We start from the raw sequence: 16,697 nt of genomic DNA on the forward strand, positions 1-16,697 counted from the left end.
CATGGCAATCTCCATCACCAATCTTCGTGCACGGCATCCTCGCCTGGCGGAGCTCGCCCTTGCCCTTGGTGGCTTCGGCATCGGTACCAGCGAATTCGTGATCATGGGGTTGATGGAGCGGGTCGCTCAGGACCTGTCGGTCAGTTCCGCTGACGTGGGCTACGCGATTTCCGCCTATGCCCTCGGCGTGGTTGTCGGCGCTCCATTGATCTCGGCGCTGGCGGCACGGGTGCCCAGGCGTACACTGCTGATCTGCCTGATGCTGGTCTTCGCCATCGGCAATATCGCCAGCGCCCTAGCCACCAGCTTCTGGCCCTTCGTCGGGCTGCGCTTCATTGCGGGCTTGCCCCACGGCGCCTATTTCGGCGTCGCCGCTCTGGTCGCCGCCGCCGCGGTCCCGGTCGAGGAGCGAGCGCGGGCCATCAGTCGTGTCATGCTGGGTCTGACCAGTGCCATCGTGATCGGCGCCCCCCTGGCGACCTGGGCCGGTCAGTGGATGGGCTGGCAGTTTGCCTTTCATGCGGTCGGTGTCATCGCCTTCCTCACCATGGGCATGATTCGGCTGTTCGTGCCGCGCCAGCCCCATGACGTCAAGGCCAGTCCCAAGCGCGAGCTGACAGCCCTGGTGAAACAACGCGTGCTTTACACTCTGGGCGTTGCCAGCATCGGCTTTGGCGGCATGTTCTCGGTCTTCAGCTACGTGGTCCCCACCTTGCGCGCCCAGGCCGACATGCCCGAGTCCATCGGACCCTGGGTCCTGGCGATCTTCGGCATCGGTGGCATCATCGGCAACCTGGTGGGTGCACGCGCCGCCGATCGCCACTTGATGAAGGCGGTGCCCAGAATCCTGCTGTGGTGTCTGGTCGTCCAGGCCGCCTTCTACTTTGCCGCCAACAACCTTTACACCGGCATACTGTTTGTCGGCCTGGTCGGCACCAGCATGGCGCTGGGGCCTGCCCTGCAGACCCGCCTGATGGACGTCGCCGGCGACGCTCAGACCATGGCGGCCTCGATGAACCACGCTGCGTTCAACTGTGCCAATGCCTTGGGTGCCTATCTCGGTGGTGTGGCCATCAAGGCGGGCGCTCCCTGGTCATCCAGTGGCCTGGTGGGTGCAGGGCTGGCGTTTGGCGGCCTGGTGGTGTTCATGCTGGGGCTGCGGGCAGAAAAACGCAGCGACGCCCGTCGTGCCGCACGGGCGCAGGCGGCCGACAACAACGCCTGAGGCGGCGACTGACCGACGATCTCGACCGGGCACACTCCCGACCCGCTCCGCCGGGTGGTTCATACGACAGCGCCGGTCCCCTGAGGACCGGCGCTGTCATAACGACGCCCACAAGGCTGAGGCAGCGAGTCAGCTCAGGCGACAGACCAGAAGTAGCGCACCACATGAAAGAAGATGGGCGCGGAAAAGATCACTGAATCCAGGCGATCGATAAAGCCACCGTGTCCTTCGATCAGGTGTCCCCAATCCTTGATCCCGCGATCACGCTTGATCGCTGACATCACCAGCCCTCCAACGAAGCCCAGCAACGCGATCATCAGTGCCAGCAAGGCCGCCTGGAGCAAGGTAAACGGGGTCATCCAGGCCAGTCCGGCACCGATCAGGGTGGCACTCGCCACCCCTCCGACAAACCCTTCAAGCGTCTTCGATGGGGACAAGCGTGGCGCGATCTTGCGCCGACCTATCAGCTTGCCCCACACGTACTGCAGCACGTCACTGAGCTGGACGACGACGATAAGAAAGGCAATCAGCAGGACATTGCGCCCTTCAAAACCGGGAATATCCAGCGTCAGCAATGCGGGCACGTGCGATACGCAGAACACGCACACCATCAAGGCCCACTGCACCTCGCTGACTCGGTCGAGAAAGCCATGGCTATCGCCCCTGATCGCGGCGACAACCGGCAGCAGCAAGAAGGCATACACCGGAATGAAGATCGAATACATGCCGTAGTACTGCTGCCAGATAAACACGTACTGCACGGGCAGCACCACGAAGAACACCAGCGCCAACGCCCAGTGATCGGCGCGTCGAGAAGGGATCAGGCTGAGAAATTCGCGCAGCGCGGAGAAGGAGGCAAAGGCGAACAGCAGCACCACGCCTGTTCGTCCGCCCAGCAGGGCGATACCCATCAGTATCGCCATCAGCCACCAGGAACGAATACGCTGGTTGAGGTTCTCGATCACCTCATTCTCCCCACCCGGGGAGTAACGCCTCGCCAACACGAAACCGATGGTACTGGCGACCACCAGGATGCCGGCAATCGCCGCCAGCAGCGTTCCCAGGCCTGCGGGGATCACCATGTCATTCATGCGACGCGCCTCCCTGGAGCGATGTTTCTTGCGCGTTCGGCGCCAACGCCATCAGCGCCTCCTGGGCACGCGCCAGGAAGTCTGTGCGGCTCTCGTTATCAATACGCGGCAGGGGTGCCCCGTAGGTCAGGGTGCACAGCAGGGGCAGGGGAACCACCTCGCCCTTGGGCAGCACCCGGTTGAGGTTATCGATCCATACCGGTACCAGTTCGACCTCGGGATGGCGCTGGGCCAGGTGATAAAGCCCGGAACGGAACGGCAGCATGCCATCCTCACGGGTGTTACGCGTGCCCTCAGGGAACAGGATCAAGGAGTCGCCTGCTGCCAGTGCAGCGCCCATGTCTTCGAGGGGGTCTCCCTGTGGCTGCGTCGCCGTCTGGTCTGTGTTGCGCTGACGCGCGATGAGCACGCCCTGAAACACCTCATGAATCAAAAAGCGGCGCAGCGGCGACGCCAGCCAATAGTCGGCCCCCGCCACCGGGCGAGTTCGCGCTCGCAGGCGCGGCGGTAAGGTGGTCCAGATCAAGACAAAGTCGCCATGACTGGAGTGATTGGCGTAATACAGCCGCTGGCGCGCTATCGGCGCGATTCCCGACCAGATTGGCCGTGGCGATGTCACCAGGCGTGCGAACAGGCGAATCAGCATGCCCGTCAACGACGCCCTCCAAGAGGGTTTCTTCATGTTCATTCCCTGTATCAGGCACCGCGTGCAAGATCTCCCTCTCCGGCGTCGACGGGTGCAGCCCGGACGGCAACTGTGCCATACTTCGGGCCCTCGGTTGCCCTCATATTGCACTCTCTGTTCCGAATCCCTCAGGTGAAGACCCCGCCCATGTCCCAAGGTACGCTATTCATCATTTCCGCCCCTTCCGGCGCCGGCAAGACCAGCCTGGTGCGAGAATTGATCGAGGGCCTCGACGGCATTCAGGTATCGGTCTCGCATACGACCCGAGCCAAGCGACCGGGCGAAGTAGATGGCGTGAACTACCATTTCGTCGACATGCCGACCTTCGACGCCATGATCGACAAGGGCGACTTCTTCGAGCACGCACGGGTCTTCGACAACTGCTACGGCACCTCGCGAAGCGCCGTGGAAACCCTGTTGGCCGCAGGTCAGGACGTCATCCTCGAGATCGATTGGCAGGGCGCTCGTCAGGTCAGGGCGCAGATGCCGGACGCGGTCTCGGTGTTCATTCTGCCGCCCTCCCGGGAAGAGCTCGAGCGTCGCCTGTCGAGCCGTGGTACGGATGACCATCAGGTCGTCAGCGCGCGCATGCGTGAAGCCGTCAGTGAAATGTCTCACCATGACGAATACGACTTCCTGGTGATCAATGACGACTTCACCACGGCGCTGGACGAACTGCGTGCACTGGTCGTCGCCCAGCGCCTAGCGACCCCGCGCCAGAATCAGCGTCATGCTGCCCTGCTCGAAGCGCTGTTGACCGATACGCAGCCACACAATTGAGGTACCTCCTCACCACCACGCCGGTGGGCAAGCGGTTCGGCACTGCAACGACCGTCCAGCGTCTTGTCAGAAGCGGCGTGACTCGAGTAATCTAGCCTGTCACTTCGCAGGTGCAACCCCCGGGCGCAATCGTCGGCGGGGGCATAGTCCGTCTCGCCGACCGCGAAAGGCCAGCACCTGCCCGACACACTGTCTGTCAGATCAGGAAGGGCCCAATGGCGCGAGTTACCGTCGAAGATTGTCTGGAACATGTCGAGAACCGTTTCAAGCTGGTGATGATTTCCACCCAGCGCTCCCGTCAGCTGGCCCGCGGCTCCCGCGATGCCCTGCTGCCCTGGGAAAACGACAAGCCCACGGTCATGGCCCTGCGTGAAATCGCCGACGGCCTGATCGATGACAGCGTACTGGACGAGCCGGTCGAGGCTCCCAGCCGCTTCCGTCCCGAGTACTCTCACGCCTCGCCCTCCGAGGAATGATCGCGCCGGGGATGGCCGTTGGCCATCCCACGGGGTCCTCATCACGCAGTCGGGGCACGCCACATGTTCACCATCGACGATCTGTCTGACCGACTCGGAGGCTATCTGCCCGCCGAGGAAATCCAGCAGGTCAGGCGTGCCTTTTACTACGCTGAACAGGCCCATGACGGCCAGCGCAGGCGTTCCGGTGAACCCTATGTGACTCATCCCTTGGCGGTGGCCAATATCCTCGCCAACATGCACATGGACCATCAGAGTCTGATGGCGGCCATGCTGCACGACGTCATCGAGGATACCGGCGTCCCCAAGGAGGCCCTGGCCAGACAGTTCGGCGAGCCCGTGGCCGACCTGGTCGACGGTGTATCCAAGCTGACCCAGATCACCTTCGAGGACAAGGCCGTCGCCCAGGCTGAGAACTTCCAGAAGATGGTGCTGGCGATGTCCCAGGACATCCGGGTCATCATCGTCAAACTGGCCGACCGTCTGCACAATATGCGCACCCTCGGTGCGCTCAGACCTGACAAGAAGCGTCGCATCGCCAGGGAAACCCTGGAAATCTATGCTCGCGTTGCCAGCCGCCTTGGCATCAACACCATTCGCGTCGAGCTCGAGGACCTGTCCTTTCAGGCTATCCACCCGATGCGGGCCGAGCGAATCAAGCGTGCCGTGGCCAGCGCCCGTGGCAATCGTCGCTCCGCCATTCGCCAGGTGCAGAACGCCTTGCAGACTCGGCTCGACGAGCACGAACTCAAGGGCACCGTCATCGGTCGCCAGAAGCATCTGCTGTCGATCTACCGCAAGATGCGCGACCAGCGAAAGTCCTTCGCCGAGATCATGGACGTGTTCGGCTTTCGCATCATCGCCGACGATGTCGACAGCTGTTATCGCATCCTGGGCATGGTGCACAACCTTTACAAGCCGGTACCCGGACGCTTCAAGGACTACATCGCGATCCCCAAGGCCAACGGCTACCAGAGCCTGCACACGACCCTGTTCGGCACCAACGGCATGCCCATCGAAGTGCAGATCCGCACTCGTGAAATGGAAGCCATGGCCAACAACGGCATCGCTGCCCACTGGCTCTACAAGGCAGGCCAGACCTCGCATCCGATTGCCGAGGGCAGCCGTGCCAGGGCCCGCGAATGGGTCAAGGGCCTGCTGGAGATGCAGCGCCATGCCGGCGACTCCCTGGAGTTCATCGAGCACGTCAAGAACGACCTGTTCCCGGACGATATCTACGTGTTCACCCCCAAGGGCGACATCATGGAGCTGCCCCAGGGCGCTACCGTGATCGACTTTGCCTATGCGGTGCACACCGAGATCGGCAACACCTGCATCGCCTGTCGCATCGATCGTCACCTGGCGCCGCTGTCGACCCGCCTCGAAAGCGGCCAGACGCTGGAGATCATCACCTCTCCTGGCGGCAAGCCTAACCTTGCCTGGCTCAATTTCGTGGTCACGGCCAAGGCCCGCTCGGCCATTCGTCACGCCTTGAAGCACCAACAGCACACCGAAGCCGTGCAGCTTGGTCGCCGTCTGCTGACCCGGGCGTTGATGGAATTCGAGGTACACCTTGAAGATCTGGGTGACGACGTCATGGCTCGCCTGCTCAAGGAAATGGAGATCCAGAACGAGTCCGATCTGCTGGAAGCCATCGGGCTTGGCAACCGCATGACCCACGTCATCGCGCGGCGCCTGGTGGAGCTGCAGCGGGGCGAGCGGATCACGCAGAATCGCGACAGCAGCGACAGCTCCAACGTCACTATCAGTGGCGTGGAAGGCATGGTGATCAAGTTTGCGCGCTGCTGTTATCCGCTACCGGGCGATCCGATCATCGGCCACTTATCGGTGGGCAAGGGCATCGTGGTACATCGCTCCGAGTGTCGCAATCTGCAGGAGCTGAAGAGCGATCCGGAAAAGCTGTTCACCCTGAACTGGTCGGACACCATTGATGAAGATTTCCAGGTGGCACTGCGCCTGGAGGTCGAGAGTCGTCGCGGCCTGGTGGCAGAACTGGCCGGACTGGTCACCGATGCCGACGCCAACATCGAGCGCATCGGTATCGAAGAGAGAGACGCTCGTCTCTCCATCGTCAATCTGACGCTTTCTGTGCGGGATCGCATTCACTTGGCGCGCATCATCAAGCGACTGCGTAATCTCTCCCATATCGGCAAGATTTCTCGTCTCGGCAACTGACCTGGGTGGCGCCAACAGGCCATGAATCCCATGGCCGTTCGCCACGTGGCTGTCGCCATCGACATGACATCAGGAGTCAATAATGAGCAACAAGGCTGTTATCAACACCGATCAAGCCCCCTCCGCCATCGGTCCTTACTCCCAGGCGATCAAGGCCGGCAACACGGTCTACCTGTCAGGCCAGATCCCCCTCGACCCGACCACCATGGAGCTGGTGTCGGATGACTTCGAGGCCCAGGCGCGCCAGGTGTTCACCAACATGAAAGCCGTCTGCGAAGAAGCCGCTGGCTCACTGCAGGACATCGTCAAGCTCAACCTGTATCTGGTGGACCTGGACAACTTCGCCACGGTCAACAAGGTGATGGAAGAGATCTTCACCAAGCCATACCCGGCCCGTGCGGCGGTGGGCGTCAAGGCACTGCCCAAGGGCAGCCAGTTCGAAGCAGAAGCGGTCATGGTCATCGGCGACTGATGACCCTCACGCCTGCCGGTGCCTGTGGCGTCATCAAGGTACCGGCATGGCTCCTCGCTGGCCCAGCCCATCATGCGACTGTTCATCGCCCTGCTCCCTGACGACGCCCTGCGCAAGCGCCTGGGTGCCCTCTCCGAAGCGCTGGAGGCTGACTGTGGCGGCCGCCGCATTGCCGATGCCAATATTCACCTGACCCTGGCCTTCCTGGGTGAACAGGATGCGACGACAAGCGCACGCCTTCGCCAGTTTGTTGAACACTACCCGCCCGTGAACGGCCGGCTCGTCCTCGATACCCTCGGTGTTTTTACGGCTCCCGGCATTGTCTGGATCGGCCCCGGGCAACCACCTCAGAACCTGCTGCTGCAACAGGCAGCGCTGTCTCGTCAGCTCGCTGACATGGGACTGGCTCACCGGCCTTCTCATTTTCGTCCCCATGTATCGCTACGGCGTAGAGCAATGGCGCCTGCGGCACAAGCTTTATCCGTGGACAAATTCTGCTGGTCCTATACTTCTATTCACCTAATACAGTCATCTTTAAGCCATGAGGGAAGCCACTACACGCTCTTGGCCTCCAGCAAGGCATGAAGGCGAATCATCAGGGTGAATCACCGTCAGTTGGTGGCTCTATTGGCACAAACTGACGCATCTTTATGGCATCGATCATACACAGAGTTGCCAGCACCTTTGCCCAACGTGCTGCCAGCCCCCCGCGGTCCGCACCGACCGCACATGCGTGACAGACAGGTTCACCCTGTCTCGGGTGAAGGCTTGCAGGGACATCGCAGGCCAATAACAAGGGATGAAAAGAACCAGGGAAAACTCATGCCAAACATACTTGCTCGTCCGCTGGCCGTCTGCCTGCTTGCCAGCCTTGCCACTCCAGCCATGGCTGGTCCGACGCTTGGTCTCGGCTCCACCAGTGAAGGGACAGGAGCCCTGGACCTGGGCTACGACTGGACCTTTGACCTCAGCCACTATCATCCGGCACTGGATCTTCGCCTGGGCACAGGATTCATTCTTTTCGAGGGGGATGAACGCAGCGATAACCAGGCGTTTTATGTTCGTCCGGCACTTCGCTACAGCTGGGAACACGTCTTCGTCGAGGGAGGTATTGGCGCGTCAGGTTTTGTCGATACCCACATCGAGGACCGAGACCTGGGCAGCGCCTTTCAGTTCGAAGATCGTTTGGCTCTGGGCGTAAGAATGGGGGTCTATGGTGACCTGTCAGTCAGCATCACCCACTACTCCAACGCCAGTATCAAGGAACCCAATGACGGCTTCGAGCTGTATGGGTTGAATTGGCGTCTGGCCTACTAGCCAAGCCCATAGGCACCGTGATGACTCGCTGTGCCATCAGCGTCTTGTCGAGCTGTCCTAGCGACCGGGCCCGTGACATATGTCGCGGGCCCTGACATTTCCAGGCAATCTCAGCCGACGGGATCCACCTGCAGGAAGCCCCCTTCCTTGAGCACCTGAGCGTAGCCGTCGCGAAAGCTGGGGTAACGAAAACGGTAGCCGCTCTCGATCAGCAGACGAGAATCGCAACGCTTGCTGGCCCTGCGCCGCAGCGGGGACTGAATGGTCTCGGTGCACTCGACCTTCAACTGCTTGGCCAACCACGTCATCACTTCATTGAGCGGGGCCGGTTCGCTGTCACTGGCCAGATAGAGCGGGGCCAGGGCGTCGTCCTGCAACGCCTTGTCGATCAGGTGCACCAGCACCCCGGCGCAATCGTCGCGATGAATGCGATTGGAGTACATGGGGGGCGTGGCGGGCGCAATCCGTCCTTCACTGACCTGCCGAATCAGACGGTCGCGGCCAGGCCCATAGATGCCGGAAAAGCGCACCACGGTTCCCGGTAGCGAGTGATCGATCAACGCCTGTTCGGCTTCCCGCATCAACACGCCGGAAAAGCCGGATGGCTCGGTAGGGCTCTGTTCATCGACCGTTTCTCCGTCACGCTGGGCGTACACGCTGGTGGAGGATACGAAGAACACATGGCGGGGCGGGACATCACGTTCAGATAGGGTGCCCAGGACCGCTTTCAGCCCCTCCGGATATGCCGCACGATACGCATCTTCCTCGAAGCGGTCGGCGCTGACCACGTATACCACGATGTCAGCATCCGGTAGGGCGGTCACGGATTCAGGATCGGCGAGATCCACCGTCACTCCCTCGATGCCCGTTTCGGCCAGCCGTTCGGGGTGGCGCCGAGCACCAATGACCCGATGTTCCTTGGCCAGAAGTTCACGGCCCAGCGCTATGCCAATGTCGCCACAACCAACAATCAACGTCGTCGTCTTCACCTTTACCGCGTCCCCCTGATATAAAATCCCTATGAGGCTCCGGTCCGGAGACCCGCGCATCCAGCGTCTGGCGCCTTGATCAATACCCCGAACAGAGGATGCCGATCGGCACCATATGACTCTAACAGAACTCCGCTATATCGTAACCTTGGCCCAGGAGCGCCATTTCGGGCGTGCCGCAGAGCGCTGCTTTGTCTCCCAGCCGACACTCTCGGTGGCGGTGAAAAAGCTGGAAGAGGAGCTGGAGGTCGCCCTGTTCGAGCGATCCAAGTCCACGGTACAGGTCACACCCCTCGGCGAAAAGATCGTCGAGCAGGCTCAGCGCGTGCTGGAACAAAGCAGCGCCATCAAGGAACTGGCGACGGCCGGACGTGACCAGCTGGCCAGTCCCCTGCGCATTGGTGCGATCTACACCATCGGGCCCTACCTGTTCCCGCATCTGATTCCGGAGCTGACCCGAGGCGCCCCCCAGATGCCTCTTTATATCGAGGAAGGCTTCACCGGTGGGCTGCGGCGCAAGCTGAGGAACGGCGAGCTGGATGCCATCATCGTCGCCCTGCCGTTTACCGAGACCGACGTGGTCACCAAGCCGCTGTATGAAGAAGACTTCGAGGTTCTGCTACCGTCAGATCATCGCTGGGCCAAGCGCAAGAGCATCGCCAAGGAAGACTTGCTGGAAGAACGCCTGCTGCTGCTGGGTGAAGGTCACTGCTTCCGTGACCAGATCCTGGAAGCCTGCCCGGCCATCAGCCAGAAGCTCAACAGTCCCAACAACACGCTGACCGCAGAAGGCGGGTCCCTGGAGACCATTCGCCACATGGTCGCATCGGGTCTTGGCATCACGGTATTGCCACGCTCCGCCATTGGTACCAGCCACTATGAGAGCGGCATGTTGATCAGCCGACCGTTCAGCGAGCCCCCGGGGCGCACGGTGGCGATCGCCTGGCGCGCCAGCTTTCCGCGGCCCAAGGCGATCGATGCGGTCACTGACGCCATCGCCCGCTGCCGCGCCGCCGACCAGGAGACGGCGTGAGTCGCCTGAACGAAGCCGTCACATCACTGAAGGGTGTGGGCGAGGCGCTGGCACTGAAGCTCGCGCGGCTGAAAGTGGAGACCGTCGAGGATCTGCTCTTTCATCTGCCGCTGCGCTACCAGGACCGCACGCGGATCACCCCCATCGCGACCCTGCGCGGGGGCCATGAAGCGGTCGTCGAGGGAGATGTCAGTGCCGCTGACGTCATCCGCGGTCGGCGCCGCAGTCTGCTGGTGCGACTGAAGGATGGCAGCGGCATTCTCAGCCTGCGCTTCTTTCACTTTTCTCCTGCCCAGCAGCAGCAATTCCGTCCAGGCACACGGGTGCGCGCCTTCGGTGAAGCCCGCGCCGGTGCCACGGGGCTGGAGATCTACCACCCCGAGTACCGCCTGATCGGGGGTGACGAGCCACCCGTGGAAGATCATCTGACCCCCATCTATCCCACCACCGAGGGTCTCCATCAGGCCAGGCTGCGCGCCTTGATCGACCAGGCCATGGCCATGCTCGAGGCCGACCCAGCAGCCTTGCCCGACTATGTACCAGACGACATTCGCCAACAGTTTTCCCTGGTCGGACTGCAGGACAGCCTGAAGACCCTGCACCACCCACCCCCGGACAGCGATGTCGACGCCCTGAGCGACGGCCGCCATCCGGCCAGCAAACGCCTGGCCACGGAAGAGCTGCTGGCCCATCAATTGAGCCTGCGCGAGGTGCGCCTGCGCATTCAGTCCGACGGCGCCCCCTGTTTGCCCAGCGGACGCAGTCTGAAGACGCGTTTTCTGGCACAGTTGCCCTTTTCTCTGACCGGGGCCCAGCGGCGGGTGCTCGACGAGATTGGCGTCGATCTGGCCAAGCCTGCCCCCATGCTGCGGCTGGTCCAGGGTGACGTGGGTTCAGGCAAGACCGTGGTCGCTGCCATGGCCGCCCTGACCGCCATTGCCGGAGGCTGCCAGGCCGCCATCATGGCGCCGACGGAACTGTTGGCAGAACAGCACTATCGGGCGTTTCGCGACTGGTTCAACGCTTTGGACATCGACGTTGCCTGGCTGTCGGGCAAGCTCAAGGGCAAGGCACGACTGGATACCAAGGCGGCTATCGCCGATGGTCGGGCGCGGATGATTGTCGGCACCCATGCCATCTTTCAGGATGACGTCTCTTTTGACCGCCTTGGCCTGGCCATCATCGACGAGCAGCATCGCTTCGGCGTCCACCAACGCCTGGCACTGCGCGAGAAAGGCGAGCAAGGTGGTCTGACGCCCCATCAGCTGGTCATGACTGCGACGCCGATCCCACGCACCCTGGCAATGAGTGCCTATGCCGATCTTGATGTGTCGGTGATTGATGAACTACCGCCCGGCCGAACTCCGGTGACCACTGCCGTGGTGCCGGATGAGCGTCGGCCCGACGTCATTGCACGAATTCGTAACGCCTGTGCCGAAGGAAGGCAGGCGTACTGGGTGTGTACCTTGATCGAGGAATCCGAGGCGCTGACCTGTCAGGCAGCCGAGGTGACCCATCAGGAGCTGACAGAGGCCCTGCCTGAGCTGTCCATCGGGCTGGTACACGGTCGCATGAAAGCCGCCGACAAGGCCGCTACCATGGCTGCCTTCAAGGGCGGTGAGCTGGACCTGCTGGTAGCGACCACCGTCATTGAAGTCGGTGTCGACGTGCCCAACGCCAGCCTGATGATCATCGAAAACCCTGAACGTCTCGGGCTCTCCCAGCTTCACCAGCTGCGTGGACGCGTCGGTCGAGGCAGCACCGAAAGCTACTGCGTGTTGCTCTATCACCCGCCGCTGTCGAACACCTCGAAGCAGCGCCTGGCGGTGATGCGAGAAACCACCGATGGCTTTCGCATTGCCGAGCGGGATCTGGAAATTCGTGGTCCAGGCGAGGTGCTGGGCACCCGCCAGACAGGCCTGGCTCAGATGAAGATTGCCGACCTGGAACGCGACGCCGACCTGCTGCCACAGATCACCCCACTGGCAGACGCCTTACTGGCACGCGATCCTGGGGCCAGTCGCCCGCTGATCAGGCGCTGGCTGGGAGAAGAAGCTGGGCGCTATGGGCAGGTGTAGACCGCGCAGAGCCACAAGGCATGTCGTGGGAAGCGTGCAGGAAGACGGCGGGTGATGCCCCCTGAAACGGGATGTCATCAATGCCTGCAGCACTATCAAGTTCTGTCACAAGATCAAGGTGCGGTGGATGCGGGTGCCAAGATTCACTCGCTGGCGGTGGGCCTGCTCCGCGCGATCACGAGCCACGCAATGGTGGCCGTCATCCCCCTACAGATGCTTGAGCAGACGCTGCAATCTGTCCATATCCTGAGCGTCCCCTACCAGGCGCAACTGTCCCGACATCATGGCGTCGAAAAACACTTGCTGGGTGGGCCGACGCAACACCTTCACCGCTGTCTGGCTATCCTGGAAGCGCAGCTCGAGGTCCAGGTCGACGGGGAGTCCTCGCTGGGTCTCGATACCGCTGGGCCGCATGCGGTAGTAACGAGCGATCGACAGGTCCTCTGTCGCGATACCCCAGTCGAGCCCACCTTTTTCTTCCAGCCGCTCACGAAAGCGCGCCTTGCGCTTGAGTGCCCGCTTCAGCATGACACCCAGCAGCCACAACATCAGTCTCAGAGTCATGTTGCCTCACGCTGGAATAGGAAGGCGCGGCCCGCCAAGCGAGCCGCGATATCAGCCATTCGCTGCCATTTCTGACAATGGCAAGCGTCGCCTCAGCGGGCGACGGCGTCCTTGAGGCCCTTGCCGGGCTTGAAGGCGACTGTCTTGCTGGCGGGAATCTTCAACGGCTGACCCGTCTGGGGATTCTTGCCGGTCCGCGCGGCACGCTCGCGCACGGTAAAGGTGCCGAAGCCGATCAAAGACACATCCTGGCCCGAGGAAACACTGCCGGTGATCTCGTCGAGAATCACGTTCAGCACCTGGCTGGCCTTGTCCTTGGATAGATCAGCGCGCTCGGCAATTGCCGCGGCGAGTTCTGGCTTGCGCATACAGCCCTCCTAATTTTGGCTTGACTACCCGGTGCCATGGCACCGGGATCATTGTTATGGAAACACTGTCCGTGTGTCCACCTGGACCCTTCCAGGTCCTGCCATGCCAACGCTCCCATACGATGCCGGCAATGAACGTCACGGATCGATCAGTGCATCCTTGTTGTGGTGAGATGACACTCGAAATCCATCGACGTGACACCGTCCATTCGTGTTACACGAATCAGAATCAGTATCACACACTGCAACGATGGCACCTTCAACGACGGTGGCCCAGCCACCATCAACGAACCTAGCCTAGCAACGGCGGTGCCGCCCGCGCCAGTTCGACTTTCCGACGAACGCATTTTCCCGTCAACGCAAACCCCTTGAGCTGCCCCTGTTCGTCCTCGGCAAGGGCGCTGATGTCATCGCCATCGGCCTCGATCCGCCATTGCACTCGCTCACTTGCCGGCGGCAACGCCACCACCGGCAGCAGCGGTGTCTTGACCAGCACGGGCCATGGGCCGTAGCTCACCGGGGTCGGGCTGCCGCACAGGGTAGCGGCCAGGGCCTTGGCCGATGCCTGCAACGGCTGCACATACATCGCGTTGACGCCGTCCACCGATGCCACGTCTCCCAGTGCGTGTATACGCGGACAGGACGTCGATAGATAGCGATCCACCTGGATGCCGTCGGGGCCGGTACGGATGCCCGCCGCTTCGGCCAACTGGCTGCGGGGCCTGAGCCCCGTAGCGACCAGCACGAGATCAGCGCTCAGCGTCTGGCCGTCATCGAGCCGAAGGACGATCTCCTGTTCATCGCCCGCAGCCTGACGCGCTACGCTGTCGACCAGGCGCCCGCTTCTGATCTCGATGCCAGCGTCACGAAACGCATTGCCCAGCGCCTGGCCCGGCTGCTGGGGTAGCAGCCTCGGCAGCAAGGTGGGCTCCGGGCCAACCATGACGACCTGGTGTCCGCCCGCCTGGAGGTCGTTGGCGAACTCGCAGCCCACCAGGCCCAACCCGATCACCGCCACTCGCGCCGGACGCTCCAGGCCGTCAAGAATGGCCGAGAAGCGGCGGTAGTCATCGAGATCATTGATCGAGAACACGCGGCCGCTGAGCTCTGCCGGAATGGCGAAGGGAGCGACAGGACTGGCACCGGTGGCCAGCACCAGGTCCGACCAGGGCAGCCGTTCCTGGCCAATCCACAGGCACGAGGACGCTGTATCGATGCGGTCTACCCAGGTATGGGTGCGCACCACCACATTCAGCTGATCGGCCAGCTCCAGGGCCGAACGGGCCGCCAGCCGATCCGCCGCCAAGCCCTTGGCAAAGCCCGTAGATAACAAGGGTTTGGAGTAGTCATCGCCGCTATCGGCCGTGATCAGGGTGATCGGACGCCGGGCGTCCAGTGCGCGCACCTGGCGCACCAGGCCAATGCCTGCCATGCCAGTGCCGATGATGGTCAAGGGTGCTTGCATCACGTACTTCGACTCTGCCGACGACCGCCCTGCGGTCATTCAAGAAACCGGAGTGCCCAGCGGGGGCTCCAGCGAGTGACTCCTGTGCACCATGGTACACTATGCGCCCATCTACCGGAGCACGACGTCCGGTGCAGCAAGGACCTCAAGGCCCCATGTCACAGCATCCTCATGTCACCCCGTCCCGTTGCCATGTCGAGCCCGAGTGCCCGCGATCGACTCCCGAGTGGCGCGACATCCCCGCATCGTCGCATGCCATCTCTGAGCGCTGGCTGGAGTGGCTGGCTTCCCGCGACTCACTGACGGAGAGACTGATGGCGGCCGCTGGCGAGGGACGCTTTCACGTGCGTCTGCTCGACCAGTACCTGGGGCAGCCATGGCCGGACGAGGCCGAGGCATTGGGACTGGCGGCCGGCCAGCAGGCCTGGCTGCGCGAGGTCGCGCTGTGCGTCGACGAGGTCCCTTGGGTGGTGGCACGCTCAGTGGCACCACGGGTGAGCGATCAACAGGCGCCCTTTGCCGGCCTTGGCGAAAACTCGCTGGGCAGTTGGCTGTTTCAGCAGCCGGATCTTCGCCGCAGTCCGATCGAGATCAGCCGGATATCTCGTCCTATCCACGGATACCGCGGTATCTGGCAACGGCGCTCTCTGTTTTGCCACGGGGGCTGGGTGATGCTGGTGCAAGAGAGCTTTCTGCCCGCCATGGCCGAGGCGCTGTCACTGGACCCGTCTCCAGGCTAGACAGCGACCGCGCTGTACTGGTCACGCCCGTCTCCCCGCGCTAGGCTTGGTCCGTTATGTCGACAAGCGCTGACCAGACCTGGCAGCAAATGGTCGCTCCCGGCGACACCCATGGATGAACTGTCTCGTCTTGTTTCGACGCTCAACGCCACACTAGCGGATGCGGACACGACAAAAGCGTGCCCGCCACGATGCCTGTGACAGCGACTTTCCACTAGCCCTCGAGAGACCACGATGGACCGCTCCCTGCTGCGTCCCCCCGGACGCCTCGCCCGAATTCCCGACTTCCTGGCGCTGATGCGTCTGGATCGCCCCATCGGCACTTGGCTGCTGATGTGGCCAACACTGTGGGCGCTGTGGGTAGCGGCGGACGGCATTCCCGCCCGCGACACCCTGCTGATCTTTGTCGCTGGCGTCTACCTGATGCGAGCAGCAGGCTGTGTCGTCAACGACTATGCGGACCGCCATTTCGACGGTCACGTCAAACGTACCAAACACCGCCCTCTGGCGACTGGGCGTATCAGCGAGCAGGAAGCCAAGATCCTGTTCGTCGGTCTGCTGACAGCGGCCTTCGTGCTGGTATGGCTGACCAACGGCTTTACCGTATGGCTGTCGCTGATCGGCGCCGTGCTGGCCGCCAGCTATCCCTTCATGAAGCGCTACACCCACTTTCCCCAGGTGGTGCTGGGGGCGGCCTTTTCCTGGGCGATTCCCATGGCATTCGGTGCCGTGCTGGGCGAGGTACCCACGGTCGGCTGGATCCTGTTCACCGCCAATGTACTGTGGACGGTGGCCTATGACACCGAATACGCCATGGTGGACCGTGACGATGATCTCAAGATCGGCATCAAGTCGACCGCAGTGCTGTTTGGTCGCTGGGACACTCGCATCATCGCGCTGCTGCAGCTGGCAACGCTGGGCCTGCTGGCCTGGGCGGGCGCTCTACTGAATATCGGCGGTTTCTATTGGCTGGGATGGCTGGCCATGGCGGCTACCTTTATCCACCAGCAGAAACTCATCAAGGAGCGTGATCGCGATCGCTGCTTCCAGGCCTTTCTCAACAATCACTGGTCGGGCCTGCTGCTGTTTGCCGGCCTGGCGCTGAGTCTCTATCCCGACCTGGGATGACCCTGTCGAGCTGACGAGGGCTCGACAGGTCGGCCAATGTCATCTAAATGTCACATTGACGTGGTGTCATCTGTCACCGTTGATAGGAAG

Annotated in this window: 17 protein-coding genes; 11 read left to right on the forward strand and 6 right to left on the reverse strand. The window is 62.3% G+C overall.

Translation table 11 applies throughout. The features are described 5' to 3' along the window. Position 1: 1 nt before the first annotated feature. Positions 2-1,225 (forward strand): MFS transporter, encoded by a 1,224-nt coding sequence (locus KUV86_RS06845; RefSeq protein ID WP_206942010.1) that lies wholly within the window; start codon positions 2-4, stop codon positions 1,223-1,225. Positions 1,226-1,359: 134 nt separating this feature from the next. Here the strand turns inward: KUV86_RS06845 and KUV86_RS06850 are convergent, their stop codons facing one another. Then, positions 1,360-2,316: a phosphatidate cytidylyltransferase gene (locus tag KUV86_RS06850; RefSeq protein ID WP_222484191.1), complete on the reverse strand. Its 957-nt coding sequence runs from the start codon at positions 2,314-2,316 to the stop codon at positions 1,360-1,362. Further along, positions 2,309-2,998: a lysophospholipid acyltransferase family protein gene (locus KUV86_RS06855; RefSeq protein ID WP_222484193.1), complete on the reverse strand. Its 690-nt coding sequence runs from the start codon at positions 2,996-2,998 to the stop codon at positions 2,309-2,311. Before KUV86_RS06855 ends, KUV86_RS06850 begins: the two co-directional genes overlap by 8 nt. A 150-nt stretch (positions 2,999-3,148) precedes the next feature. On the opposite strand from KUV86_RS06855, the gene gmk reads away from it, so the two are divergent. The 6 genes from gmk to KUV86_RS06885 all read left to right on the forward strand — a co-directional run bounded on the left by gmk (position 3,149) and on the right by KUV86_RS06885 (position 8,242). Beyond that, positions 3,149-3,781 carry a guanylate kinase gene (gene gmk / locus KUV86_RS06860; protein ID WP_206942011.1) on the forward strand — a complete coding sequence of 211 codons (633 nt, stop codon included), beginning with the start codon at positions 3,149-3,151 and terminating at the stop codon, positions 3,779-3,781. Positions 3,782-3,996: 215 nt separating this feature from the next. Continuing rightward, positions 3,997-4,257 carry a DNA-directed RNA polymerase subunit omega gene (rpoZ, locus tag KUV86_RS06865; protein ID WP_206942013.1) on the forward strand — a complete coding sequence of 87 codons (261 nt, stop codon included), beginning with the start codon at positions 3,997-3,999 and terminating at the stop codon, positions 4,255-4,257. Between the two features lie 63 nt (positions 4,258-4,320). Beyond that, positions 4,321-6,453, forward strand: coding sequence for a RelA/SpoT family protein (locus KUV86_RS06870; RefSeq protein WP_206942015.1), 2,133 nt, complete (start codon positions 4,321-4,323; stop codon positions 6,451-6,453). A gap of 82 nt (positions 6,454-6,535) precedes the next feature. Then, on the forward strand, positions 6,536-6,925 hold the full coding sequence (locus tag KUV86_RS06875; protein ID WP_206942017.1) for a RidA family protein: 390 nt from the start codon (positions 6,536-6,538) through the stop codon (positions 6,923-6,925). 72 nt (positions 6,926-6,997) lie between these two features. After that, positions 6,998-7,510: an RNA 2',3'-cyclic phosphodiesterase gene (thpR, locus tag KUV86_RS20130; protein WP_206942019.1), complete on the forward strand. Its 513-nt coding sequence runs from the start codon at positions 6,998-7,000 to the stop codon at positions 7,508-7,510. Positions 7,511-7,747: 237 nt separating this feature from the next. Continuing rightward, entirely contained in the window at positions 7,748-8,242 is a 495-nt protein-coding gene (locus KUV86_RS06885) for an acyloxyacyl hydrolase (RefSeq protein WP_222162291.1), read from the forward strand. 110 nt (positions 8,243-8,352) lie between these two features. Here the strand turns inward: KUV86_RS06885 and KUV86_RS06890 are convergent, their stop codons facing one another. Beyond that, positions 8,353-9,231, reverse strand: a complete 879-nt coding sequence (locus KUV86_RS06890) for an SDR family oxidoreductase (protein ID WP_206942021.1) — start codon at positions 9,229-9,231, stop codon at positions 8,353-8,355. 115 nt (positions 9,232-9,346) lie between these two features. Between KUV86_RS06890 and KUV86_RS06895 the strand changes: the two genes are divergently transcribed. Both KUV86_RS06895 and recG read left to right on the forward strand, forming a co-directional pair. After that, positions 9,347-10,264: a hydrogen peroxide-inducible genes activator gene (locus KUV86_RS06895; protein ID WP_206942022.1), complete on the forward strand. Its 918-nt coding sequence runs from the start codon at positions 9,347-9,349 to the stop codon at positions 10,262-10,264. Beyond that, positions 10,261-12,342, forward strand: coding sequence for an ATP-dependent DNA helicase RecG (gene recG, locus KUV86_RS06900; protein WP_222484196.1), 2,082 nt, complete (start codon positions 10,261-10,263; stop codon positions 12,340-12,342). The genes KUV86_RS06895 and recG overlap by 4 nt, the downstream gene beginning before the upstream one ends. Positions 12,343-12,549: 207 nt before the next feature. On the opposite strand, the gene KUV86_RS06905 is transcribed toward recG, so the two are convergent. From KUV86_RS06905 to KUV86_RS06915, 3 genes are all read right to left on the reverse strand, one after another. Continuing rightward, positions 12,550-12,906: a hypothetical protein gene (locus KUV86_RS06905; protein ID WP_206942024.1), complete on the reverse strand. Its 357-nt coding sequence runs from the start codon at positions 12,904-12,906 to the stop codon at positions 12,550-12,552. A 92-nt stretch (positions 12,907-12,998) separates the two neighbouring features. Next, positions 12,999-13,274 (reverse strand): HU family DNA-binding protein, encoded by a 276-nt coding sequence (locus KUV86_RS06910; RefSeq protein ID WP_045991652.1) that lies wholly within the window; start codon positions 13,272-13,274, stop codon positions 12,999-13,001. 292 nt (positions 13,275-13,566) lie between these two features. Continuing rightward, entirely contained in the window at positions 13,567-14,739 is a 1,173-nt protein-coding gene (locus tag KUV86_RS06915; protein WP_222484198.1) for an FAD-dependent oxidoreductase, read from the reverse strand. Between the two features lie 155 nt (positions 14,740-14,894). On the opposite strand from KUV86_RS06915, the gene KUV86_RS06920 reads away from it, so the two are divergent. Both KUV86_RS06920 and ubiA read left to right on the forward strand, forming a co-directional pair. Next, complete coding sequence (locus tag KUV86_RS06920; RefSeq protein ID WP_206942026.1) at positions 14,895-15,479, forward strand: chorismate--pyruvate lyase family protein; 585 nt, start codon at positions 14,895-14,897, stop codon at positions 15,477-15,479. 234 nt (positions 15,480-15,713) lie between these two features. Beyond that, a complete protein-coding gene (gene ubiA / locus KUV86_RS06925) occupies positions 15,714-16,607 on the forward strand; it encodes a 4-hydroxybenzoate octaprenyltransferase (RefSeq protein WP_222484200.1) in 894 nt (297 codons plus the stop codon). The last annotated feature ends 90 nt before the right edge of the window (positions 16,608-16,697 follow it).

This window comes from Halomonas sp. DP8Y7-3, assembly GCF_019801675.1.
In the GTDB taxonomy this organism is placed as follows: domain Bacteria; phylum Pseudomonadota; class Gammaproteobacteria; order Pseudomonadales; family Halomonadaceae; genus Halomonas; species Halomonas litopenaei_A.

Coding starts and splice junctions, on each gene's coding strand:
- KUV86_RS06845 (WP_206942010.1), top strand. CDS start 2: ATGGCAATCTCCATCACCAATCTTCGTGCACGGCATCCTCGCCTGGCG.
- KUV86_RS06850 (WP_222484191.1), bottom strand. CDS start 2,316: ATGAATGACATGGTGATCCCCGCAGGCCTGGGAACGCTGCTGGCGGCG.
- KUV86_RS06855 (WP_222484193.1), bottom strand. CDS start 2,998: ATGAAGAAACCCTCTTGGAGGGCGTCGTTGACGGGCATGCTGATTCGC.
- gmk (WP_206942011.1), top strand. CDS start 3,149: ATGTCCCAAGGTACGCTATTCATCATTTCCGCCCCTTCCGGCGCCGGC.
- rpoZ (WP_206942013.1), top strand. CDS start 3,997: ATGGCGCGAGTTACCGTCGAAGATTGTCTGGAACATGTCGAGAACCGT.
- KUV86_RS06870 (WP_206942015.1), top strand. CDS start 4,321: ATGTTCACCATCGACGATCTGTCTGACCGACTCGGAGGCTATCTGCCC.
- KUV86_RS06875 (WP_206942017.1), top strand. CDS start 6,536: ATGAGCAACAAGGCTGTTATCAACACCGATCAAGCCCCCTCCGCCATC.
- thpR (WP_206942019.1), top strand. CDS start 6,998: ATGCGACTGTTCATCGCCCTGCTCCCTGACGACGCCCTGCGCAAGCGC.
- KUV86_RS06885 (WP_222162291.1), top strand. CDS start 7,748: ATGCCAAACATACTTGCTCGTCCGCTGGCCGTCTGCCTGCTTGCCAGC.
- KUV86_RS06895 (WP_206942022.1), top strand. CDS start 9,347: ATGACTCTAACAGAACTCCGCTATATCGTAACCTTGGCCCAGGAGCGC.
- KUV86_RS06905 (WP_206942024.1), bottom strand. CDS start 12,906: ATGACTCTGAGACTGATGTTGTGGCTGCTGGGTGTCATGCTGAAGCGG.
- KUV86_RS06910 (WP_045991652.1), bottom strand. CDS start 13,274: ATGCGCAAGCCAGAACTCGCCGCGGCAATTGCCGAGCGCGCTGATCTA.
- KUV86_RS06915 (WP_222484198.1), bottom strand. CDS start 14,739: ATGCAAGCACCCTTGACCATCATCGGCACTGGCATGGCAGGCATTGGC.
- KUV86_RS06920 (WP_206942026.1), top strand. CDS start 14,895: ATGTCACAGCATCCTCATGTCACCCCGTCCCGTTGCCATGTCGAGCCC.
- ubiA (WP_222484200.1), top strand. CDS start 15,714: ATGGACCGCTCCCTGCTGCGTCCCCCCGGACGCCTCGCCCGAATTCCC.